The sequence below is a fragment of the Palleronia aestuarii genome (assembly GCF_003253995.1).
GTDB lineage: Bacteria > Pseudomonadota > Alphaproteobacteria > Rhodobacterales > Rhodobacteraceae > Palleronia > Palleronia aestuarii.
The window spans coordinates 19932-40159 of the sequence record NZ_QKZL01000023.1 but is presented as its reverse complement, the minus strand read 5'-3'; the positions used below and the strand labels follow the sequence as shown (position 1 = coordinate 40159).

The following is a 20228-nucleotide window of genomic DNA, read 5'->3' as shown; positions in this document are numbered from 1 at the left end:
TAGGTTTACGGGAATGGATTGGCAAGGGCGTCCAGCCTTTCACATGCGCGTGACAGGGCTGCGGAGCCCGGGCGAAAGTGGTTGAACCTCCAGTGGCTAGAGGATGTATCCGCGTCGTTAACCAAGAACGGCAGGCAGGCGGGTCGCGTGACGCTGACACTCTTTCGGAAAGCGCTCTGGGCGCTGGCGGGTGTTGCGGCCCTCGCACTGGTATGGCTACTCCTCTGGGCCGACTATCGCGCTGATCTTGTGCGGGCTGAAAGGGAACCGGCCTTCCAGGCTGATTTCGAGCTGACGGATCACCGGGGGATGTTCCGCACGCAGGAGGATTTCACGGGCCTATGGATGTTGGTCTTCTTCGGCTTCGCCAACTGCCCGGATGTCTGCCCGACCACCCTCTCCGAGGTCGCCGCCATCATGAAGGGTCTCGGCGACGATGCGGAGCAGGTCCAGCCGCTCTTCATCTCGATCGACCCCGAGCGCGACACCCCTTCGGCCCTGGCGGACTTCGTGCCGCGTTTCGAGGCAGGGATCATCGGACTAACCGGAACGCCCGATCAGATCGCGACGACCTCGGACACATTCAAGATTTTCTACGAGAAGATCGAGGAAGCTTCGACACCGGATGGCTACACGATGAGCCATTCGTCCCAACTGTTCCTGTTCGGCCGGGAGGCGGGCTACGTCGCCTCTTGGGCCTATGGCACACCGGCAGAGGAGATCCTCGCCGATCTGCGGGAGCGGATCGCCCAATGACACCGAGGCTCTTCGGCGACGCCGCGCTCGCCAGCGCATGGATCTTGGCCCTCACCGCCTCGCTCGCCGTGCTGTTCGTCGGCGAGGTGCTGGGCCAGACGCCGTGCCTTCTGTGCTGGTATCAGCGCGCGTTCATGTTCCCGCTGACCATCGTTCTGGGCCTCGGGCTGTGGTGGCAGGACCGTCGCGTCGGGCGTTACGGCGTGGTTCTCGCGCTTGCCGGCGGCGCCGTCGCGCTCTGGCATTTGGGACTCTACGCCGGTCTCATCCCCGAGCGTATCCAGCCCTGCACCGCGACAGGTCCGTCCTGCACCGACGCCGACCAACTCATTCTTGGTGTTCCCATCCCGCTTTTGTCGTTTCTCGCCTTCGCACTCATCGCCGGCCTCTCGGCCGCTTCGCTCACGGATACCAAGAGATGACCCGGAAATCCCTGATCCTCGGCGCGCTCGCGCTTGCCCTCGCCGTCTTCGCTGCCGCGGCCTGGTTCGGAACCCGCCCCGCGCCCGTCGCCGACGCCGCGCCCGTCGCACCCGAGATGGCCGAGGCCCTGCTGCGCCCCTATTCGCCTATCCTGGGCCCGGAGGAGGCACCCGTCACCATCGTCGAGTTCCTCGACCCGGCCTGCGAGGCCTGCCGCGCCTTCTATCCCGTGGTGAAGGACATCATGGCCGAGCATGGCGACGTTGTGCGCGTGGCAATCCGCTACACCCCGTTCCATGGGGAGGCGTCGGAAGAGGCGATCCGGGTTCTGGAAGCCGCTCGGATGCAGGGCGTCTTCGAGCCGGTGCTGGAAGCGCTCCTGCGCGAGCAGCCCCGCTGGGCATCCCATGGCGCGCCGGAACCGGGCTTGATCCTCGAGGTCGCCGCGACGGCAGGTCTCGACGCTGAAGCCGCCGAAACGCAGATGCTGGCGCCCGATGTCATCGGCATTCTCAACCAGGACCGCGCGGATGTCGAAACCGTAGGCGTGAGCGGGACGCCGACCTTCTTCGTCAATGGCAAGCCGCTCGATCCGTTCGGAGAGGTGGAGCTACGGGCATTGGTCGCGGCGGAAGTCGCGGCTGCGGGAAGCTGATCCGGCCAGAAGTCGGCCAAAACCGGAAAGGACCAAAATGAAGCCGCACCGCATCGCTCTGCTCGTCGCGTTGGCATTGCCATTTGGCATCGCGACCTCCGCGCTGGCAGATTCCGACGATATCGTCGTCGAGAACGCCTGGGCGCGGGCTTCCATCGGAACAAGCCGCCCGGGTGCCGTCTACATGGAGATCCGCAACAAGGGCGACGAGCCGGTCACGCTGACCGGGCTCCAGACGGATCTCGCGATGATGCCCAAAATTCACCGGACCGCGACCGACGAGCAGGGCGTGAGCTCGATGAGCCCAGTGGGCGAGATCGTCATCGCACCTGGCGAGACCGTCGCGCTCGAACCCGGCGGACTGCACGCCATGCTGATGCAGCTTCAACGCCCGATGGAAGAAAGCGAGAGCTTTTTGTTGACGCTGACATTCTCCGACCGCGGCGAGACAACGGTCGAAGTGCCGATCCTCGGGATCGCAGCGCGCGGGCCGGAGGATTGATGGAGCGCAGATCGGTTCTCGGCTACGGTGCCGCGGCGCTCGGTGCGCTCGGGCTCGCTCTGTTCGTCGGCTGGTGGCAGGTCGACGGCCCCGGAGGGCCTGAACCGGACGGCAGACGGCCGTTGCCGCTCACCGCGATGGAGTTCGACCTCACCGATCACCAAGGACGTCCGGTCGGCCCCGATACGCTGGTTGGATCGCCGACACTAATCTTCTTCGGCTTCACGTATTGTCCGGACGTGTGCCCGACCACGCTCGCGGACATTTCCGGCTGGCTGGACGCATTGGGAGAGGATGCCGAGCAACTGAACGTCGTCTTCATCACGGTCGACCCGGAACGGGACAATGTGGAGGCGATGGCGGAGTATATCGGCTATTTCCACCCGGCGATCCGCGGCTGGACCGGTACGGAGCAGCAGATTGCTCTGGCGGTTGAAGGTTTCCGTGCGACCTACGAAAAGGTCCAGACCGACGGCGGTGATTACACAATGAACCACACGGCGAGCGTCTTCCTGTTCGACGCGGAGGGACGCTTCGTGACCACCATCGACTACCACGAACCGAGAGACTTCGCGGTTCCGAAGATCCGCCGCGCAATGAACGAAGAAAAAACAGAGGGAGCGACATGAGGTTGAGATACTGGGCGGTAGGATTGGCGATGACCGGCAGTGCCCTGGCGATGGCCGCCGCAGCGACAGGCGCGAGAAAAAGCGATGTGGCGCCGCCCGGTCCGGCAGAAGCGGGGCTCTGGGTTCCCAAACTCGTCGCATCCCCGGCGCAGGTGAAGCCGGTGGCGCTCCAAGAGGTCTCTGCGTCGTCGACCCCGCCTACCGAGGTTCAAGCCCCATCCCCACCGGTTGCACCGACGGCCGATGTTCCGTCATCCCAGATCAAGCCGTCCCTCGCCATCTGGTCGCGCGAGATCGTCTCCGGCGAGACGCTCGACGGGCTGCTAGCAGAAGCTGGTCTCAGCGGGCCGGACCGAGCGGAGATATCGCTGGCGCTCGGGGCGGAATATGATCTGCGCCGCCTGCGTCCCGGTCATGTGCTGACCGTCGAGACGGCGTCGAATGGTAGCCCACGCCGCGTCGCGCTCGAGGTCGAGGACGGCGTGCAGATCGAGGCGATCTTCGGCGAGAGCCTCACGGCCCGCGTGGTCGAGCCCGAGCAGGACATCGTGGTCCTCGCCGGAGAAGCCCGGGTCGAGAGTTCGATCTTTGCGGCCCTCGACCAGGCGGGCATTCCGGCTCGCTTCGCGGTCGATCTCGCACAGATGTTGAGCGGCACCGTGGATTTCCGGCGCGACTTGATCGGTGGAGAGGCGTTGCGCCTCCTCTGGCGAGAGGCCCGTGTAGATGGTGACATGATCGGGCAACCCGAGATCGCCTTCGCCTCCCTCGATCTCGGCGACGCGCTCTATGAGGTCGTCTGGCCCGAGGACGGCACCGGCCGTGCCACGATCTACCTCGATGGCGAGGTGGTTCGGATCTTCGCCCAGCCCGTGGAAGGAGCGCGGCTCAGTTCCGTCTACGGCCGGCGCAAGCACCCCGTCTACGGCAATGTGCGCATGCATACCGGGGTCGATTTCGCCGCATCCCGCGGGACGCCGGTGCGCGCGACGGCGCCGGGGCGCATCGCCTTCATCGGCCGTCGGGGTGGTTACGGGCGCGTCGTCGAGATCGCTCACGGAACGGAGACCATGACGCGCTATGCGCATCTGAGCGCAGTGCCCGGTGGCCTCGTCAAAGGCCAGCGTGTCGCGGCGGGCGAGACGATCGGTCGGGTCGGTGCGACGGGAACGGCGACCGGGCCGAACCTGCACTACGAGGTGCGCGTAGACGGCCGTCCGACCGATCCGCTTTCCGATGAGCGCCTTGCTGAGGCGGTCTTGGGTGACGCTCAGGACGGGGCGGACCTGAACCGGCTGACCGAGGCGCGGGCGCGTCTCGAGAACGCACTCAACGGCGATCCTGCATCCAACCCCACCGAAAGGCTCTGAACCATGAGAAAGCTGCTCGCCGCGATGACGACCGCCATCGCCCTTCTTCCCGCCGCTGAGGCTCTGGCCGAAGCGACACCGATCGATGTGCGCAAGACCAACGGCTGCGGCTGTTGCCTCGCCTGGATGGAGCATCTGGAAGAGAATGGTTTCGCGCCGACCGGACAGGACATGTTTGGCGGCGCGCTCGTGCGCTTCAAGCTCGACAACGGCGTGCCGCAGCGGATGGTCTCCTGCCATACCGCGATGGTCGACGGCTACGTGATCGAGGGACATGTGCCAGCAGGCGACATCCGTCGCCTGCTCGAGGAACGTCCCGAAGCCGTCGGTCTTGCCGTACCGGAGATGCCTCTGGGTTCCCCGGGCATGGATTTCGGCGACCGACGCGATGCCTACGATGTCTTCCTCATTCGCGAGGATGGCTCGAAAGACGTCTTCGCAAGCTACGAAGGGAATTGATCGGTGTCGCGCGCACGGGCCACGGGCAAGATGATCGTGCTTTTCGCGGGCCTGCTGGCGCTCGGGGCTTGCGCCGGTCCGTTCGGCGACGCGTCGAAGCCTGAGGGAGCTCTATCAGAGGATGTGCTGGAGCAGCTGAGCGCCGTGGCCGCACCCTATCAGGATCTGAACTCGGCACGGTTGCGGCCCGAGGACGGGTGCTACTGGTATCGCCATGTCGGACCGGTGGAAACGACCCTGCTGCCGCTCCGCACGATCGAGGGCCGGCCCATTTGCGCGCAAGATATGGCACAGGCAGCGGGCTGAAGGCATGAAGCTGACCGCCGCCTGCCGATCGATCCCGGAAGATCTACGGTGCCTTCGTTCTCTGCCGACCGGTGGTCGAACTGGAATCGGCGACAAGATCGAGCCCATGCCAAGTGAGACTGGCGGCCAGCGCTGTCCTCCGAGACTGTCAGCTGATCGCAGTCGCCATGCCGTCGCCGGCGGCCGGGTAGAGAAAGGCGGTCACCCCGGTTTCGACCCGCTCGTAGAGGTCGTTGATGTGGGGCATGACCATGCGCACGCATCCCGAGCTCGCCCGAGAGCCGATCGACCGCGGGTAGGGCGTGCCGTGAATCCGAAGGTAGGTGTCGCGGTCACCGACATAGAGATAGAGCGCCCGCGACCCGAGCGCGTTCCGGGGCCCGGGTTCCATTCCTTCCTCGTATTGGGCGTAGGCTTCCGGTTCCCTCTCGATCATCGTCTGCGTGGGCGTCCAGTGCGGCCACTCCACCTTGCGCCGGATCGTGTAGGTGCCCGGCTCGTAGAGGCCGCCCCGACCGATGGCCACGCCATAGCGCATGGCCGTTCCGCCCGTCTCGATATGGTAAAGATACCGCGCCGTGGCATCGACATGGATGTCACCCGGCACCAGCCCGACTCGCGCCTCGACCCGCTGCGGCAGCAAACGCGGATGCAGGCCCCAGGGGTTCGTAGTGGCCGGATCGTAGCCCGGCGGCGTCACCTGCGCGTCCCAGGCGGCCTTCTCAGCGTCCGTTGGCCAGGAGTTGGCCAAGGCTGGGCCGGCAATCGGCGCGGAGACCATCGCGGCGGTCGTCGTAATGAAATGGCGTCTGGTCAGCATGGCGAAGATCCGCTCCTAGAGGTCTCTGGCATTTCAGAGCTTTTTGCGAAACTCTTGCTGAGAATAGAGAAGATGCCCGTGGATGTCCTGCCCCGTCACATGGGTGTGACATCGCGAGTGCCAAAGGCCAGGCCGTACCCCGCGGACCGCTCCGTAGGGCAGGGAATACCGAGGCTCACCTCGCCGTCCCGTTCAATTTCTCCGTGTTCCCGGGAGCGATCATGACCGAGTTGTCTCCGATCGCCCTTGGCTTCCTGGGCAGCTTGGCCGCCGGGTCGCTGACCGCCATCGGAGCTGTGCCGGTACTATTCGGCCGAGTCCCGTCGCGGGCCACGCGGGACATGGCGCTCGGCTTTGCGGCGGGCGTGATGCTGGCCGCTTCCTTCTTCTCGCTCATCATCCCCGCGCTGGATGCGGCCGAGCCGATGTTCGAGAACGGCGCAATGCCCGCCGCTATCGTGTGTATCTCGATCCTGCTGGGCATGGGGGCGGTCGCGCTGATGAACGAGCGCCTGCCGCACGAGCATTTCAAGACGGGGCGCGAGGGGCCGGAAGCCGCATCGCTCAGGCGCGTCTGGCTCTTCATCATCGCGATCACCATCCACAACTTCCCCGAGGGTCTCGCCGTCGGGGTGGGCTTCGGCGCGGACGGGCTGTCCGGCGGTCTGCCGCTCGCGATCGGCATCGGTCTCCAGAACGCGCCCGAGGGGCTTGCGGTAGCGGTCTCGCTGCTCGGCGAGGGTTATCCCAGAGCCCGCGCTTGGGGCATTGCCGCCCTGACCGGGCTCGTCGAGCCTGTCGGCGGCCTTCTCGGTGCGGGGATCATCACCTTGTCGCAGCCACTCCTGCCATGGGGGCTGGCCTTCGCAGCCGGCGCGATGCTCTATGTGATCAGTCACGAGATCATTCCCGAGACCCACCGGAGCGGGCACCAGAACCGGGCAACGCTCGGCCTCGCCATCGGTCTTGTCCTGATGCTGTTCCTCGACGTCTGGCTGGGGTGATGGGGATGACCTCGCCTATCCGGCCATCGGCACTCGGGGCTTCGGCTGCCGTCACGGCCTTCGTGCTCGATCAGGCGACGAAAGCGATGGCCATCGCCAACACTGAAATCCTCGCCGCCGGCCTTCCTGTGGCTCCCGGCTTTAATCTCGTCCTGCACCGCAATACCGGGGTGAGCTTCGGCATGCTGGACAACGTGCCCCCGCTCGCCCTTGTGGCGCTCGCCTTGATCATTATCGTGTGGCTTGCGGTCCTCACCTTTCGGGCCGAACGGTCGGGCGATGCCGCAGGCTATGGGCTCATCCTGGGCGGCGCGCTTGGCAACGTCGCCGACAGGCTGCGGCTGGGCGGCGTGACAGACTTTCTCGATTTCTACATCGGTGAGGCCCATTGGCCCGCCTTCAACCTCGCCGACAGCGCGATCTTCTGCGGCGTGGTCGTGCTCCTGCTCTGGCCGCGGCGCCACGTCCAGCGGCGGACGGACGCCATCTGATCAGACGCCTTATGCAAGTCGGTTCAAAACGCGCCCTTCGGCAGGCGCTTCTTCCATATGGCGCCGCGGCGTTCGCGGCGTTCGCGGCAGGCGCGGCGGCCGTCCTGGCGCTACCACCCTATTCGATCCTCGCTCTCGTTCCCGTCGCCTACGGCGCGTTGTTCCTTCTGGTGCGGGGCCGCGCTCCCTCGGCAGCCTGCGCGATCGGATGGGTTTTCGGTCTGGGCTATTTCGGGTTCGGGCTATCATGGATCGGCGAAAGCTTCCAGGTGGACGCCGAGCGGTTCGGCGCGCTGGCGATCCCGGCCATTGCGGGGCTCAGCGCCCTTCTCGCCATCTTTCCGGCATTGGCGATGGCGGTTTTCGGCATCCTCTGCCGCCGAACCCGTATTCAAGGAGCGGCGGCAGCAGTCCTGTTCGCGACATGCTGGACCGGAGCGGAATGGCTGCGCGGACACGCGCTGACCGGGTTTCCGTGGAACCTGTCGGCCTATGCGCTGACGGACTATGCCCCCCTGCGCCAGCCTGCCGCCTGGGTCGGCAGCTACGGTCTCGGTTTCCTCGTGTTCCTTGCGAGTGCCGTCCTGGCCCAGGCAATCGTCGCCCGCGGCACCTTCCGCCGCGCATCGCTCCTTTTCGCCGGGATTGTAGTAGCTGGCGCGTGGGGCGCCGGACTCGCTCGCCTGGCGCTGCCCCTGCCGGCGCCGCCGGGAATTTCGCTGCGCGTCGTCCAGGGCAATGTGCCCCAGCAAGAGAAGTGGGCGCCCGGCAACGCCGAAGCCACCCTGTCGCGCTACCTCGCCCTTTCCGCACAGGGCGGACCTGTCGATGCCGTGCTCTGGCCCGAAACCGCCTTTCCCGGATTTCTGGACGAGGACGCGTCAGCACGACGGCGGATCTCGGTGGTTCTGCCCGAAGGGAGCGTCCTTCTGACCGGCGTGCCCGATCGGGTCATGGACGGGACGGAAGCGCTCTATTTCAACACGATCCAGGCCTATGGACGAACAGGCGAGGCCCTGACCGGCTACGCCAAGCACCACCTCGTGCCTTTCGGCGAATACGTTCCGCTGCGGGGCTGGTTGCCACTGGACCGCCTGACCGTGGGTCTCGGCGATTTCACCTCGGGGCCCGGACCACGAACGCTCGCCATCGCCGGGCTGCCGCTGGTTGCGGCAACGATCTGCTACGAGATCATCTTCCCGGGCCATGCCGTCGACGACAGGTTCCGTCCCGGCTGGATCTTCAACGCTACCAACGATGCTTGGTTCGGCACCTCCATCGGGCCCGAGCAGCATCTGGCTTCGGCCCGTATGCGCGCCGTCGAAGAAGGCTTGCCGGTCGTCCGCGCCGCGAACACGGGCATCTCCGCGGTGATCGACGCCAGGGGCCGCGTGCTGCATCGGCTTGGCCTGGAACAGACAGGCGCCTTCGATGCCGAACTACCACCCGCGTTGTCCCCGACGCTCTACGCGAGGTTCGGAGATGTCATGCTGCTGCCATTGATCTTGGCCGCCTGGGTGCTTGGTCTCGGGCTGAACCGCTTGAACCCGCATCCCGATCGCCGCCACCGAAGACACAGCTGACACCGAGCCGCGGTGGAGACTGGAGGGCACGAAGGCTGGGCAAGATGCGCCGGACAGTCCGCTCAATGGCCGTGCGCCAATGCCCCTTCCGCCATGCGCTCGCCCACCCGCCCGCCGCGCTTGGGCGGTCGGGGCGCGCGATCGGCGCCGTTCAGGAGCCTCAGTGCATTGGCGACGACGACCAGCGACACCCCGACATCGGCCGCGATGGCGCCCCACATCGAGGCCAGGCCAAAGGCGGTCAGCCCGACGAAGACCGCCTTCGTCACCAGCGAAATGCCGATGTTCTGGTGGATGACGGTCATGGTCCGGCGCGAATGACCGATGAGCCAGGGCACCTTGCCGATGTCGTCGGTCATCAGCGCGATATCCGCCGTCTCGATCGCCGCGTCCGAGCCGACCGCGCCCATGGCGATACCGTAATGCGCGCGCGCCATGGCCGGCGCGTCGTTCACCCCGTCGCCGATCATCGCGACCACGTCGTGCCTCGCCACCAACTCCTCGATGGCGGCCACCTTGTCTTCCGGCAGAAGCTCGGCCCGAACCTCGTCGATCCCGACCTCGGCCGCCACTGCCCGTGCCGTGCGTTCGTTGTCGCCGGTCAGCATGACGATGGTCCTGACGCCCTGCGCATGGAGTTGGGCGACGATGGACCGGGCATCCGGCCGGATGCGGTCGCGCAGTTCGAGCACCCCCCGCACGCCCGTCTCGTCGCCGACGGCGACCAGCGTGCTGCCCGCGCCTTCGATCCGGTCGCGCAGGTCAGAAGGAATGGCGGCGCCGAACCCCTTCTCCCCGGCGAACCGGTCGGAGCCGAGCCAGATGGTGAATTCGCCGGAGCGTCCCTCGAGCCCGCGGCCCGGCACCGTCCGCGTCTCCTCCGCCGCGGCGACGCGCACGCCGTCCAGCTCGGCTTTCGCCAGAATGGCGCGGGCCAGCGGATGCGACGACCGCGCCTCCAGCGATGCGGCCAGCGCAATCAACTCTGCCTCCGACGCTTCGCCAAGCGGATGGACCGCGGCCACCTCCGGTTCGCCCATCGTGATGGTGCCGGTCTTGTCCATCGCCAGCGCCGTGGTCCGGCCCGGGGCTTCGACATAGGCACCGCCCTTGATGAGCACGCCCGCGCGCGCGGACGAGGCGAGTGCCGCCACGATGGACACCGGCGTCGAGATCACCAGCGCGCAGGGACAGGCGATCACGAGCAGCACGAGCGCGTTGTAGAACCAGAACCCCCACGCACCGGTGACGAGGGGCGGCACCAAGGCTATGGCGACGGCCAGGACCATGACGGCGGGGGTGTAGATGCGAGCGAACTTCGCCACCCACTGCTCGACCTCGGCGCGGCGGGAATGCGCATCGCCGACCATACGGATGATCTTGGCAAGCACTGTGTCCGCGGCCGTCCTGGTGGCGCGTACCGTCAGCGTGCCCTCGCCGTTGATCGTCCCGGCATAGACCTCGTCGCCGGCCTCCTTGGGAACCAGCGCGCTCTCGCCGGTGATCGGCGCCTGATCGACGGCGCCGGCCCCGTCCGCCACCTCGCCGTCGAGCGGAATGCGATCCCCGCCGCGCACCACGAAGCGGTCACCGATGGCGACCCTTTCCGCCGGTACGGTCGCCTCGCTGCCATCGGGCCGGATCAGCCGTGCCGTGGGCGGCGCGAGATCCAGAAGCGCCGAGACGGCGTTGCGCGCGCGCCCGACACTCCAACTCTCGAGGTAGAGCGAGAGCGAGAAGAAGAAGGCAACGGTCGCGGCCTCGAAGAACTCGCCGAGCCCGATAGCCCCCGCCACGGCGACCACCATCAGCAGGTTCATGTCGGGCGACAGCCGGCGCGCCGAGGACCAGGCCTTCGGCGCGACCAGCCAGACACCGAACAGGATCGCGAGTGCGAAGAGACCGATCTCGGCCACGGGCATCGGCGCCTCGCCATGCCCCGCGAAGAGATTGAGTGCGCCGCCCGTGCCTATCTCGACGATGTGCCAGAGGAACCCCGCAAGCCAGAACCCGCCGCTTGCACCCGTGAACCACCTTTGCCGGGCGAGATGGGCTGCCTGATCCGCAGCCGCGTTGTCCGCGTCCCACGGACGGGCATTCATCCCGGTATCGGAGACCAGCTTGACGATCCTGTCGTCCGAGACGCTCTCCGCGCCATCGAGAACGGTCATGCGTCCGTTGATGACGTCGAAGGCCAGGTGCTCTGCCCCGCCGACCGCCGGGCCGACGACCTTGTTCAGGATCGACACTTCCTCAGCGCAATCGAGCCCACTGACCTGGAAGCTCCGTCCATTGACCGGACCGGCCGCGGGCGGCGCAGCGTCACCGCAAGCCGCCGCCGAGCCGCAGCAGGCACCTTCTCGTCGCTGTGCCTCGGGTTGAAGCGTATCGTCCCGGTCCAGGTTGCGGAGGGTGTCAGATGGCATGATCGGGCCTCGGATTGTCCAATGCCCGTCCCAGATAGCCCCTACAGCCACTGGAGCTTCAAGGGAAATCGGCGCGCCCTGCGCGATATTCGACGGGCAGCGCCCTAGTCGGCGGCTATCCGACACGGGCAAGCCCTTCGTACATGAAGACGAAAGGCTTCGGACCGGCCGCATAGCCCGTCTCAAGTCGATCGATCCGGAACCCACTCTTCTCAACGAGAATGCCCGTCGAGCGGTCCAGATGGCAGTTCCCCGCGCATCTCCTCCAGACGGGGGTCAGCCGGCGCTGCCATCGTCGGACGCGCGGATCCGGCGCCAAGCCATGTTCGACGAAGTGGAAAACACCGTCCGGTTTGAGAACGCGCCTGATCTCGGAGAGCGCCGCGCGCGGGTCCGACATGCTGCAAAGCGTCCAGCTGGCGACGACGCAGTCGACGCTGCGATCCTCCATCGGCAAAGCCTCGGCCACGCCCTCGATCATTTCGATCGCCGGCATGGATTCATGAGCGAGCCGTCCGGCCCGACGAAGGAGTTCGGGCGAGGGATCGACACCAATGACCGTACGCACGGCCTCGGGGTAGAGTGCAAGGTTCAGGCCCGAGCCGATCCCGACTTCGAGCACGCGTCCCTTCGTACCGGAAACGACGCGCCGCCGGTAGGGAACAAGCTGATCCTGGCGCATCGCCAGATGCGTCAGTCGAGGGAGAATGTAATTTTCGTATACTCGCATCTGTTTAAGCCGATCTGCCCAAGAACCGGGGAGCGTCGAGCATCATGCAACAACACGTTGCACAACGCCGACACCAGCCGAAATCCCGAAAGTCTTCTTCGCGGCAGCGGCCGAAGAACGCGCAGCTAAATGCGTTTCCCCGCCAGGTCGTCCAGTATCGGACATTCCGGTCGCTCGTCTCCCGCACAGTTCTCGACAAGATCGGAGAGTGTCTGTTTCAAACTTTGAAGCATGGCGATCTTCTGCTCGATCGCCTTTAGGTGAACTTCGGCGACACGTTTTACGTTTTCGCTGGACCGACGTTTGTCCTCCCAGAGCGCGAGAAGGGTGCGGCAGTCCTCGATCGTGAACCCCAAGGTCCGTGCACGACCGAGAAATGCGAGCTTGTGCAGTTCCGCTGCGCCGAACGCGCGATAGCCATTGGCATCACGAGGCGCTGCGACGAGCCCGATATCCTCGTAATACCTGATCGTCTTCGGAGGAAGGCAGGTTCGCTCGGCGGCAGCTCCGATATTCATGACGGCATCCTCCATGCAAGTCCCAATCTCTCGGATAATGTGGGGCCTCCACTAGCTGGAAGGTCAAGGGCAGTATCTGCCCGCCTATGCTGACATGAGGCTTGACCTTCCACTAACTGGAAGCCCCACCTTCAGCGCATCAGACCGATGCAGGGAAAGGCCGGACATGGAACAGGCAGCGGATTTGACAGCGCAGGGGACAGCGCAAGCGGTCGATCCGGTCTGTGGTATGAAGGTCGCCAAGATCCCGGATGCCCGCCAAGCCAAACACGGCGATGAAACCTTCTACTTCTGCTCCGCCAAGTGCCAGACCACGTTCGAGGCCGACCCTGTCTACTACGCGTCAGGCACAGCCTCGGACCGCAACACGACGGCCCCGGCCGGTACGCAGTATACCTGCCCCATGCACCCCGAGATCGTGCGCGACGAACCCGGCGCCTGTCCGATCTGCGGCATGGCGCTGGAGCCGATGCTGCCGTCCGACGAGCCAAGCGAAGAACTGACGGATTTCACCCGGCGTATGTGGATCAGCGCCGCCGCTGCCGTGCCGCTCGTCATCCTGACGATGGGCGAGATGGTCGGCCTGCCGGTGCGCGACTGGATCGGCCACCGTATCGCCACCTATGTCGAGTTCGTGCTGGCGACGCCGATCGTCCTCTGGGCGGCCAGACCGTTCTTCGAGCGCGGATGGTCGTCGATCGTGAACCGGTCGCCGAACATGTGGACGCTGATCGCCATCGGCGTTGGCGCGGCCTATCTCTACTCGCTCGTGGCGACCTTCCTGCCCGGCGTGTTCCCGGAGGCCTACCGGATGGGCGAGGGTGTCGGGACGTATTACGAGGCAGCGGTCGTCATCATCGCGCTGATCTTCGTCGGGCAGGTGCTAGAGTTGCGCGCGCGGGAGCGAACCGGGGATGCCATCCGGGCGCTGCTCGATCTCGCGCCGAAGACGGCGCGACGGATCCTGCCGGACGGAACCGAGTACGACGCGCCGCTGGAGAACATCGTCGAAGGCGATCGCCTGCGGGTGCGGCCTGGCGATGCGGTGCCGGTCGATGCGACGGTGATCGAGGGCACCTCGTCGGTCGACGAGAGCATGATCACCGGCGAACCCCTGCCCGTCGAGAAAGGGCCCGGCGATCCGCTCACCGGCGGCACGCTTAACAAGAACGGTTCGCTCGTGATCGAGGCCGCGCGCGTCGGCGCCGACACGATGCTGAGCCAGATCGTCGAGATGGTCTCGAACGCGCGGCGCTCGCGCGCGCCGATCCAGGGGCTGGCGGACAAGGTCGCGTCCTACTTCGTGCCGACCGTCGTGGTGATCGCGCTGCTCGCCTTCGTCGCATGGCTGACCTTCGGGCCGCAGCCCGCCCTGGCATTCGCGATCGCCTCGGCGGTCTCGGTCCTGATCATCGCCTGCCCGTGCGCTCTGGGCCTCGCGACGCCGATTTCGATCACCACCGCCGCAGGACGGGGGGCGCAGGCCGGCGTTCTGATCAAGGACGCGGAAGCGCTCGAGCGCATGGCCAAGGTCGACACGCTCATCGTCGACAAGACCGGCACATTGACCGAAGGCAAGCCCAGGCTGACCGACGTGACCGCACTCGCCGACGAGAGCGAGGAGACGATCCTGACTCTCGCGGCCGCTCTGGAGAAGGGGTCGGAGCACCCGCTGGCGGAAGCCATCGTCGAAGGCGCGAAGGCGAAGGACATCCGGATCGGCGATGCCACGAACTTCGAGGCCGTCACCGGCAAAGGCGTCCGGGGCACCGTGTCGGGGCGCGCCGTTTCCCTTGGGAACTCCGCGATGATGCGGGACCTGTCGCTCGATACGTCCACGGCGGAGGATGCGGCGGACGTTCTGCGCGCCGAGGGCAAGACCGCGATGTTCGTGGCGATCGGTGAAAAGCTCGCGGGCATCGTCGCCGTGGCCGATCCGATCAAGGAGACGACGGCCGATGCGATCCGCGCGCTGCACGCTGCGGGCCTGCGGATCATCATGGCCACAGGCGACAACGAACGGACGGCCCAGGCCGTGGCCGGTGCGCTCGGCATCGACGAGGTCCGGGCCGGCGTCCTGCCTCAGGACAAGAAGGCCCTGGTGGACGAGCTGCATGCCGAAGGCCGGAAGGTCGCGATGGCGGGAGACGGGGTGAACGATGCCCCGGCCCTCGCCGCGGCGGATGTCGGGCTCGCCATGGGCACCGGCGCCGACGTGGCGGTGGAAAGCGCCGGGATCACGCTGTTGCAGGGCGACCTCACCGGGATCGTCAGGGCGCGCACGCTCGCCGTAGCGACGATCCGCAACATCCGCCAGAACCTGTTCTGGGCCTTCGCCTACAACACCCTCGGGGTGCCACTGGCCGCGGGGGTGCTCTACCCGGTCTTCGGTCTTCTACTGTCGCCGATGATTGCGGCGGCCGCGATGAGCCTGTCATCGGTCTCGGTGATCGCCAACGCGCTCAGATTGCGGAGCCTGAAGCTTTAGTCGGACGACAACTGAATTGCGATATTGGCAGCACCAAAGAGGGCCGACCGAAGCCTGCTCAACCGATCGAGGCGAGAAACGGGAAGGTGCCGAGCAGCCAGTAGGCCAGGCGCGACAACTGCCCTGTCATGATGGCCAGCCCCATCAAGACCATGGCGATGCCCGCACCCTTGTAGAGCCAGCGCCCGGCCTTGCCGATCCCCCGGATACGCGCGGCGATGGAGTCTGTGAACAAGGCTGCCAGCAGGAACGGCACGCCCAGCCCGGCGGAATAGATCGCCAGCAGCCAGATGCCGTCGGACATGCCGGCCGAGGTGGAGCTGAGCGTCAGGATCGCGCCGAGGATCGGCCCGATGCAAGGCGTCCAGCCGAACGCGAAGGCGAGGCCGAGCACATAGGCCCCCAGCGGACGGCCTCCCGGGATGTCGAGATTGGGCCGGGTATCCCGTGACAGCGCCGGAACGCGCAACAGGCCCAGCATGACCAGCCCGAAGAGGATGATGATCGCACCGCCGAGATAGTTCAGCTCCGTCCGCCAGGTCAGCAGAAGCGACCCGAGCACGCTCGCCCCGGCGCCGAGCAGGACGAAGACCGTGGAAAATCCGAGGACGAAACAGCTGCTCAGCCCAAGGGCCCCGGCCCGCGCGCGCAGGCCGACGGACCGTGTCGTCCGCAAGCCGGGCTGGCCGGCGATGTAGGAGACGTAGCCCGGCACCAGCGGCAGGACGCAGGGGGACAAAAAGGAGATGGCGCCCGCCAGGAACGCCGCAAGGATGCCGATTCCTGCGATATCCATGGCTACGCCGCCTTCGGCCGGAAGGGCCGTGCGGCCCACCAGAACCCGGCCATCGGGATCACGATCCACTGCAGGACGGGCGAGAGCCCCGCATCGAGGACCGGAATGATCGGCATCAGATCCGAATAGGCCCAGGCCGCGCGGATCACGATGTTGAGCCACTCGCTGAACAGGGTGTAGCCAAGACCGAACACGACCGCGAGGATCATGACCCGTCGTCGCGCGGGTTGAACATGAGGCCAGCCATGACCGGTCAGCATCAGCGCCAGCATGAGTGCGGACATGGCGATCAGGATGTCACCCCCCGTGCAATGGAGCGCCGCGAAGACGATCTCACCCCAGCTGCCGTCGTTCCAGATCGTGTAGAGCGGCATATGGGCGAACTCCCAGACCAGGTTCGCCGGAATGATCACCGCAAAATAGCGGCGCAAAGCCTCCAGGGATATATCCGCCTCGTATCGTGGGCGTGAGCCGACCGCCGCAAGGCTCATCGAAACGCGCCAGTCAGCCGGTCCCACCAGCCGGTTTCACGACGCCGGTGTTGCGCGTTGTTGAGAAGCTCGCTCACGTAAAGGATCAGGTTCACGTTGCTGAACTCCATGCCGTGGAACTTGCCGGCGAACCGGCCCCCGACATCGATGACATGGGTCACGGCCCCATGCATCATCATGTCGCTGTCGGCCGTCATGGTGAACTCGAGCCCATAATCCTGCGCCAGCAGACGCGTCGCATCGTCCGGCTGCTCCGGCGTCTTGGTCAGCAGGACCCAGTTCACCGGGTCGAGACCGTGCAGGTCGCCGTAGTCGCGCAAGACATCCGGGGTGTCGTTCACGGGGTCCGTGGTGATCGAGACGAACTGCACGCGATCCTTCATCGGCCCGTCGTTTATCGAGGCCTGGATCGCGGCGATCTTCTCGGAATGGAGCGGACAGACGTCCGGACAGCTCGCGTAGATGAAGTTCAGAACGACGACCTTGTCGCTGAAGTCGGACAGGCGCACGAGATTGCCCTCGGCGTCCTGCAATTCGAAGGCAGGAGCCTCGGCTGTGTCGATGATCTGGAAATAGTCTTCCATCTCCATCATGCGGGCATCCAAGTTCTCTCCGGGATGGTCCGCCAGGACCGGGCCGGACAGAAGGGCGGCGAGGCTTGCCAGGGCGGCGCGCCGTGTGAGTGGTCTCAATGTCTTCGTCCTTCGCATTCGATCCCTGCCGACCCGAAGACCGGCAGAGATGGAGCGGATATCAGCCCTTGGACTGGTCCGATTGCTCCGACGGCATCATGCCGCCATCCATCTTCTCGTTCATGGAGGCCATCATCTCGGTGCACGCTTCCATCATCGGCTTCATCTCGGACATCATCTCCCTCATGCCCTGCATGTCGCCGTCCATCATGCCGCCCTGCATGGCGCCGTCGGTCTGCATTGTCCCACCCGTCCCGGGTGTCGCCTGCTCCTGGGCGCTGACGGCGAAGGTGCCTGCCGCGAAGGTCGTCACGACGGCGAGTGTGGTCAGGGTCTTCTTCATGGTAATTCTCCTTGGGTGGGTTCGAGGATTGTCGAAAGGGTCAGTCGGATGACGGATTGCCGGTCGGCTTCGAGCATCCCTTGCCGGAGCCGCCCTTCATGCACAGCCCCAGCCCGCACATCGCGGCGCAAGGCGCGAGCGAAACGAGAATTGGCGCGAGACCGATGGCGGTCAGCCAGCCCCAGTTCAGGGCCATGCCGCCACCCATCACGCTCGCCGCGCCGACAAACATCAGACGCCTGCGCGTGAGCCATTTCGGCCAAGTGCCCGCGGACGATGTGTCCGACAGTCCGGCAGCGCCGGGTGAAATGTCCGTCATCTCGCTTTTCCTTTCGATATCTGACAGGTAGTCATTCCAGTAACTGGAAGGTCAAGGCGCGACGCCGCTTTCTTCCGGCTCATTCGACAAAGCTCCTCAGGAAGGACACCATCTCGGGATCGTCCCACTCGGCGGGGCCGACGAGACGGCCGAGCTCCCGTCCATCCGCGTCGACCAGGAGCGTGGTGGGCAGACCCACCGTGCGCAGGGCCGTGGCCGACAGCATGGTCTCGTCGACATAGATTCCGAGGTGCGTCACGCCAATCTCGTCATAGAAGCGCCGCACGATCTGCGGACCGGCCCGGTCGATCGACAGCGCCACGACCTCGAAATGGTCGCTGCCGAGTTCGGCCTGCAAGGCGTCCAGCGTCGGCATCTCTTCCCGGCATGGGACACACCAGGTCGCCCAGACATTCACCAGAACGACCTTTCCGCGGAAATCCTCCAAGTCCATGCGGGTGCCGTCCCCGGTCACGAACCGGACATTGGCGATCGGCTGGGGTTCGTCATGAACGGCAAAGCCCTGTGGTCCGGCGTTGGCGCCGCCGAACCAGGCGAGAGAGATCACGAGTATCAGGATCAACCGGCTCATTCGGGCACCTCTCCGACGGCCGATGATTGCAGATCGCGCACGATCGGCATGAGCGTCTCTCGCAGGGTCGCCTCCGTGATCGGCCCGACATGGCGGTAGGCGATCGTCCCGTCGGCGGCGATGACGTAGGTTTCCGGCACGCCGTAGACGCCCCACTCGATCCCCGCACGGCCATCGCGGTCCGCGCCGATCCGGGTATAGGGATCTCCCAGCTCGTCGAGCCAGGCGCGGGCCTGCTCCGGCGGATCCTTGTAGTTGATCCCGTAAAGAGGCACCTCACCGCTTTCGCTCAGCGCCATGAACAGCGGATGTTCGGCGCGGCACGGCACGCACCAGGAGGCGAACACATTCACCAGAGAGACATGTCCGGCCAGGTCCTCGGTCGACAGCCCCTCGTCCCGGCCGAGAACCGGCGGAAGCGAGAAGTCCGGCACCGGCTTGTCGATCAGGGCCGAGGGCAGGTCGTCCCCGCCGTTCAGCAGTCCCCAGCCAAACAGCGCCATCAGCGCAAAGGCGGCCACGGGGACTGCAGCGAAGCCCGATATCCTGCGTCGCGAGGACCGGTCTCTATTGGCTTCGGCCACTTCTGTCATGGCCGCGCCTCTTGATCGGCGCGGGTGCGCCCCTCCTGCAAGACGCGCATTCGTTCGGGCCAGGTGCTCTTGATGTAGTCGAGGATCGCCGTGATCTCGGCATCCGTCAGCGTGCCATCGAAGCCCGGCATGTCGCTTTCGTAGCCGTCGCCGACGATGGCGGCCAGTCCCCGCTTCACGATGTCGAACAGCGCCCGGTCCGGATGATGCCATGTATGTCCCGAGCCATCGTGCGGTGGGGCGGGTAGCCTGCCGCTCGGCAACCGCGACCGCCAGTCGGGCTGGCCCTCCAGATCGGCCCCGTGACAACTGGCGCAGTTTTCCCGGTAGAGCAGCTCGCCCGTGCCCGGCGTTCCCCCTTGGGCCGCAACCGGTCCGATCGTGATCGCGAGAACGAGGGCGGACAGACTAGTGGAGCGTATCATTCGAACTCCGCCTCCCTCTTCTTCCAAGCCACATGCACAGGACGGCGAGCGTCCCGATGCCGATCAGGACCAGCAGCACGCACAAGCCCCAGACCAACCCGATCAACAGGATGCTGGCGCCGTTCCCGCGCATCGACCGTCATTCCTATCTCTCGCGGCCCGAGCGGATATATTTGACCAGCGCAATCGCCGCGAGGACCAGCACGCCCACGATCAGCAGCCACACGAGTCCCATGGCGATCATCATGCCGCCACCCATCATTCCACCGTCCATCATCATGCAGTTCATCCTCAGGCCATTCCCGGGTCGGGTCCGGCACGACATCGTGCCGGACGAAGTGTCGGATCATTCGACGGCGTAGACCGTCGGATTCACGCCGTCTTCGACAGTGTAGATCTTGAAGGGTTCCTGCTTTTCGCCGCCCATGCCGGGCGAGCCCATCGGCATGCCCGGAAGCGTCACGCCTGCAATCTCGGGGCGGTCCTCCAGCACCCGGTCGACCACGTCGATCGGCACGTGCCCGCTGATGACGTAATCGCCGATGAAGGCCGTGTGGCATCCTTGGAAATCGTCCGGAATGCCGGCATCCCGGCTGATCTTCGCCAAGTCGTGCGTCGGCTTCACCTCGACGGTGAAGCCATTCTCGCGCAGGTAGTCAGCGTAGCTCTCGCAACAGCCGCATTGCGGGTTCTTGTAGAGCGTCACTTCTTCGGCCGCGGCCGGTGCTGCGGTCAGGGGCATCGCTAGGATGGCGGCACCGCCGGCGGCGGCGAGACTGGAGAATCCGAGAATCTTGTTCATGGTTCTGGTTCCTTT

General features: G+C 65.8%; 26 protein-coding genes. 12 read left to right on the top strand and 14 right to left on the bottom strand.

Annotated features, from left to right (window positions below):
* The first annotated feature begins 183 nt into the window (after nt 1-183).
* Genes LX81_RS17645 through LX81_RS17610 form a run of 8 tightly spaced genes read left to right on the top strand, consistent with a single transcriptional unit; the run spans nt 184 to nt 5100 of the window.
* The gene (locus tag LX81_RS17645) at nt 184-756 is read left to right on the top strand and encodes an SCO family protein (protein ID WP_111538649.1); all 573 of its coding nucleotides are present in this window, start codon (nt 184-186) and stop codon (nt 754-756) included.
* Complete coding sequence (locus tag LX81_RS17640) at nt 753-1178, top strand: disulfide bond formation protein B (protein ID WP_111538625.1); 426 nt, start codon at nt 753-755, stop codon at nt 1176-1178. Before LX81_RS17645 ends, LX81_RS17640 begins: the two co-directional genes overlap by 4 nt.
* Nucleotides 1175-1834 carry a DsbA family protein gene (locus LX81_RS17635; protein ID WP_111538624.1) on the top strand — a complete coding sequence of 220 codons (660 nt, stop codon included), beginning with the start codon at nt 1175-1177 and terminating at the stop codon, nt 1832-1834. The genes LX81_RS17640 and LX81_RS17635 overlap by 4 nt, the downstream gene beginning before the upstream one ends.
* 37 nt (nt 1835-1871) lie before the next feature.
* Nucleotides 1872-2336: a copper chaperone PCu(A)C gene (locus LX81_RS17630; RefSeq protein WP_111538623.1), complete on the top strand. Its 465-nt coding sequence runs from the start codon at nt 1872-1874 to the stop codon at nt 2334-2336.
* The gene (locus LX81_RS17625) at nt 2336-2965 is read left to right on the top strand and encodes an SCO family protein (RefSeq protein ID WP_111538622.1); all 630 of its coding nucleotides are present in this window, start codon (nt 2336-2338) and stop codon (nt 2963-2965) included. The genes LX81_RS17630 and LX81_RS17625 overlap by 1 nt, the downstream gene beginning before the upstream one ends.
* Nucleotides 2962-4335 carry a M23 family metallopeptidase gene (locus tag LX81_RS17620; protein WP_111538621.1) on the top strand — a complete coding sequence of 458 codons (1374 nt, stop codon included), beginning with the start codon at nt 2962-2964 and terminating at the stop codon, nt 4333-4335. The genes LX81_RS17625 and LX81_RS17620 overlap by 4 nt, the downstream gene beginning before the upstream one ends.
* A 3-nt stretch (nt 4336-4338) precedes the next feature.
* Nucleotides 4339-4794: a DUF411 domain-containing protein gene (locus LX81_RS17615; RefSeq protein ID WP_111538620.1), complete on the top strand. Its 456-nt coding sequence runs from the start codon at nt 4339-4341 to the stop codon at nt 4792-4794.
* A 30-nt stretch (nt 4795-4824) separates the two neighbouring features.
* Nucleotides 4825-5100 (top strand): hypothetical protein, encoded by a 276-nt coding sequence (locus tag LX81_RS17610; RefSeq protein WP_111538648.1) that lies wholly within the window; start codon nt 4825-4827, stop codon nt 5098-5100.
* Nucleotides 5101-5248: 148 nt separating this feature from the next.
* Here LX81_RS17610 and LX81_RS17605 read toward each other — a convergent pair whose 3' ends face one another.
* Nucleotides 5249-5920 carry a L,D-transpeptidase gene (locus tag LX81_RS17605; RefSeq protein WP_111538619.1) on the bottom strand — a complete coding sequence of 224 codons (672 nt, stop codon included), beginning with the start codon at nt 5918-5920 and terminating at the stop codon, nt 5249-5251.
* A 221-nt stretch (nt 5921-6141) separates the two neighbouring features.
* Between LX81_RS17605 and LX81_RS17600 the strand changes: the two genes are divergently transcribed.
* The 3 genes from LX81_RS17600 to lnt are packed head-to-tail and all read left to right on the top strand — an operon-like array spanning nt 6142 to nt 8998.
* The gene (locus LX81_RS17600; RefSeq protein WP_111538618.1) at nt 6142-6924 is read left to right on the top strand and encodes a ZIP family metal transporter; all 783 of its coding nucleotides are present in this window, start codon (nt 6142-6144) and stop codon (nt 6922-6924) included.
* A 5-nt stretch (nt 6925-6929) separates the two neighbouring features.
* Nucleotides 6930-7415 carry a signal peptidase II gene (gene lspA, locus LX81_RS17595; protein ID WP_111538647.1) on the top strand — a complete coding sequence of 162 codons (486 nt, stop codon included), beginning with the start codon at nt 6930-6932 and terminating at the stop codon, nt 7413-7415.
* An 11-nt stretch (nt 7416-7426) separates the two neighbouring features.
* Nucleotides 7427-8998, top strand: coding sequence for an apolipoprotein N-acyltransferase (lnt, locus tag LX81_RS17590; RefSeq protein WP_111538617.1), 1572 nt, complete (start codon nt 7427-7429; stop codon nt 8996-8998).
* A gap of 62 nt (nt 8999-9060) precedes the next feature.
* On the opposite strand, the gene LX81_RS17585 is transcribed toward lnt, so the two are convergent.
* From LX81_RS17585 to LX81_RS17575, 3 genes are all read right to left on the bottom strand, one after another.
* Nucleotides 9061-11424, bottom strand: coding sequence for a heavy metal translocating P-type ATPase (locus tag LX81_RS17585; protein WP_111538616.1), 2364 nt, complete (start codon nt 11422-11424; stop codon nt 9061-9063).
* A 115-nt stretch (nt 11425-11539) separates the two neighbouring features.
* Complete coding sequence (locus LX81_RS17580; RefSeq protein ID WP_234822679.1) at nt 11540-12106, bottom strand: class I SAM-dependent methyltransferase; 567 nt, start codon at nt 12104-12106, stop codon at nt 11540-11542.
* A gap of 173 nt (nt 12107-12279) precedes the next feature.
* Entirely contained in the window at nt 12280-12672 is a 393-nt protein-coding gene (locus LX81_RS17575) for a MerR family DNA-binding protein (protein ID WP_111538646.1), read from the bottom strand.
* Nucleotides 12673-12838: 166 nt separating this feature from the next.
* Here LX81_RS17575 and LX81_RS17570 point away from each other — a divergent pair, with 166 nt between their 5' ends.
* Complete coding sequence (locus tag LX81_RS17570; protein ID WP_111538614.1) at nt 12839-15160, top strand: heavy metal translocating P-type ATPase; 2322 nt, start codon at nt 12839-12841, stop codon at nt 15158-15160.
* Nucleotides 15161-15218: 58 nt separating this feature from the next.
* On the opposite strand, the gene LX81_RS17565 is transcribed toward LX81_RS17570, so the two are convergent.
* The 10 genes from LX81_RS17565 to LX81_RS17525 all read right to left on the bottom strand — a co-directional run bounded on the left by LX81_RS17565 (nt 15219) and on the right by LX81_RS17525 (nt 20213).
* Nucleotides 15219-15956, bottom strand: coding sequence for a cytochrome c biogenesis CcdA family protein (locus LX81_RS17565; RefSeq protein WP_111538613.1), 738 nt, complete (start codon nt 15954-15956; stop codon nt 15219-15221).
* A gap of 2 nt (nt 15957-15958) precedes the next feature.
* Nucleotides 15959-16447 carry a hypothetical protein gene (locus LX81_RS17560; RefSeq protein WP_111538612.1) on the bottom strand — a complete coding sequence of 163 codons (489 nt, stop codon included), beginning with the start codon at nt 16445-16447 and terminating at the stop codon, nt 15959-15961.
* A complete protein-coding gene (locus LX81_RS17555; protein ID WP_234822678.1) occupies nt 16444-17139 on the bottom strand; it encodes an SCO family protein in 696 nt (231 codons plus the stop codon). Before LX81_RS17555 ends, LX81_RS17560 begins: the two co-directional genes overlap by 4 nt.
* 61 nt (nt 17140-17200) lie before the next feature.
* On the bottom strand, nt 17201-17482 hold the full coding sequence (locus LX81_RS17550; protein ID WP_111538610.1) for a hypothetical protein: 282 nt from the start codon (nt 17480-17482) through the stop codon (nt 17201-17203).
* 40 nt (nt 17483-17522) lie between these two features.
* Complete coding sequence (locus LX81_RS17545) at nt 17523-17801, bottom strand: hypothetical protein (RefSeq protein WP_111538609.1); 279 nt, start codon at nt 17799-17801, stop codon at nt 17523-17525.
* A 79-nt stretch (nt 17802-17880) separates the two neighbouring features.
* Nucleotides 17881-18393, bottom strand: a complete 513-nt coding sequence (locus tag LX81_RS17540; protein ID WP_111538608.1) for a TlpA family protein disulfide reductase — start codon at nt 18391-18393, stop codon at nt 17881-17883.
* Entirely contained in the window at nt 18390-18986 is a 597-nt protein-coding gene (locus LX81_RS17535) for a DsbE family thiol:disulfide interchange protein (RefSeq protein ID WP_111538607.1), read from the bottom strand. The genes LX81_RS17540 and LX81_RS17535 overlap by 4 nt, the downstream gene beginning before the upstream one ends.
* Complete coding sequence (locus LX81_RS17530; protein WP_111538606.1) at nt 18983-19411, bottom strand: c-type cytochrome; 429 nt, start codon at nt 19409-19411, stop codon at nt 18983-18985. Before LX81_RS17530 ends, LX81_RS17535 begins: the two co-directional genes overlap by 4 nt.
* A gap of 145 nt (nt 19412-19556) precedes the next feature.
* Nucleotides 19557-19691: a hypothetical protein gene (locus tag LX81_RS23195; protein WP_272939500.1), complete on the bottom strand. Its 135-nt coding sequence runs from the start codon at nt 19689-19691 to the stop codon at nt 19557-19559.
* A 66-nt stretch (nt 19692-19757) separates the two neighbouring features.
* Entirely contained in the window at nt 19758-20213 is a 456-nt protein-coding gene (locus tag LX81_RS17525; RefSeq protein WP_111538605.1) for a DUF411 domain-containing protein, read from the bottom strand.
* Nucleotides 20214-20228 lie beyond the last annotated feature (15 nt).

Excerpts from the sequence above, each read along its gene's own strand:
- LX81_RS17640 (WP_111538625.1), top strand. The coding sequence starts at position 753 with ATGACACCGAGGCTCTTCGGCGACGCCGCGCTCGCCAGCGCATGGATC.
- LX81_RS17635 (WP_111538624.1), top strand. The coding sequence starts at position 1,175 with ATGACCCGGAAATCCCTGATCCTCGGCGCGCTCGCGCTTGCCCTCGCC.
- LX81_RS17630 (WP_111538623.1), top strand. The coding sequence starts at position 1,872 with ATGAAGCCGCACCGCATCGCTCTGCTCGTCGCGTTGGCATTGCCATTT.
- LX81_RS17625 (WP_111538622.1), top strand. The coding sequence starts at position 2,336 with ATGGAGCGCAGATCGGTTCTCGGCTACGGTGCCGCGGCGCTCGGTGCG.
- LX81_RS17620 (WP_111538621.1), top strand. The coding sequence starts at position 2,962 with ATGAGGTTGAGATACTGGGCGGTAGGATTGGCGATGACCGGCAGTGCC.
- LX81_RS17615 (WP_111538620.1), top strand. The coding sequence starts at position 4,339 with ATGAGAAAGCTGCTCGCCGCGATGACGACCGCCATCGCCCTTCTTCCC.
- LX81_RS17610 (WP_111538648.1), top strand. The coding sequence starts at position 4,825 with ATGATCGTGCTTTTCGCGGGCCTGCTGGCGCTCGGGGCTTGCGCCGGT.
- LX81_RS17605 (WP_111538619.1), bottom strand. The coding sequence starts at position 5,920 with ATGCTGACCAGACGCCATTTCATTACGACGACCGCCGCGATGGTCTCC.
- LX81_RS17600 (WP_111538618.1), top strand. The coding sequence starts at position 6,142 with ATGACCGAGTTGTCTCCGATCGCCCTTGGCTTCCTGGGCAGCTTGGCC.
- lspA (WP_111538647.1), top strand. The coding sequence starts at position 6,930 with ATGACCTCGCCTATCCGGCCATCGGCACTCGGGGCTTCGGCTGCCGTC.
- lnt (WP_111538617.1), top strand. The coding sequence starts at position 7,427 with ATGCAAGTCGGTTCAAAACGCGCCCTTCGGCAGGCGCTTCTTCCATAT.
- LX81_RS17585 (WP_111538616.1), bottom strand. The coding sequence starts at position 11,424 with ATGCCATCTGACACCCTCCGCAACCTGGACCGGGACGATACGCTTCAA.
- LX81_RS17580 (WP_234822679.1), bottom strand. The coding sequence starts at position 12,106 with ATGCGCCAGGATCAGCTTGTTCCCTACCGGCGGCGCGTCGTTTCCGGT.
- LX81_RS17575 (WP_111538646.1), bottom strand. The coding sequence starts at position 12,672 with ATGAATATCGGAGCTGCCGCCGAGCGAACCTGCCTTCCTCCGAAGACG.
- LX81_RS17570 (WP_111538614.1), top strand. The coding sequence starts at position 12,839 with ATGGAACAGGCAGCGGATTTGACAGCGCAGGGGACAGCGCAAGCGGTC.
- LX81_RS17565 (WP_111538613.1), bottom strand. The coding sequence starts at position 15,956 with ATGGATATCGCAGGAATCGGCATCCTTGCGGCGTTCCTGGCGGGCGCC.
- LX81_RS17560 (WP_111538612.1), bottom strand. The coding sequence starts at position 16,447 with ATGAGCCTTGCGGCGGTCGGCTCACGCCCACGATACGAGGCGGATATA.
- LX81_RS17550 (WP_111538610.1), bottom strand. The coding sequence starts at position 17,482 with ATGAAGAAGACCCTGACCACACTCGCCGTCGTGACGACCTTCGCGGCA.
- LX81_RS17545 (WP_111538609.1), bottom strand. The coding sequence starts at position 17,801 with ATGACGGACATTTCACCCGGCGCTGCCGGACTGTCGGACACATCGTCC.
- LX81_RS17540 (WP_111538608.1), bottom strand. The coding sequence starts at position 18,393 with ATGAGCCGGTTGATCCTGATACTCGTGATCTCTCTCGCCTGGTTCGGC.
- LX81_RS17535 (WP_111538607.1), bottom strand. The coding sequence starts at position 18,986 with ATGACAGAAGTGGCCGAAGCCAATAGAGACCGGTCCTCGCGACGCAGG.
- LX81_RS17530 (WP_111538606.1), bottom strand. The coding sequence starts at position 19,411 with ATGATACGCTCCACTAGTCTGTCCGCCCTCGTTCTCGCGATCACGATC.
- LX81_RS23195 (WP_272939500.1), bottom strand. The coding sequence starts at position 19,691 with ATGATGATGGACGGTGGAATGATGGGTGGCGGCATGATGATCGCCATG.
- LX81_RS17525 (WP_111538605.1), bottom strand. The coding sequence starts at position 20,213 with ATGAACAAGATTCTCGGATTCTCCAGTCTCGCCGCCGCCGGCGGTGCC.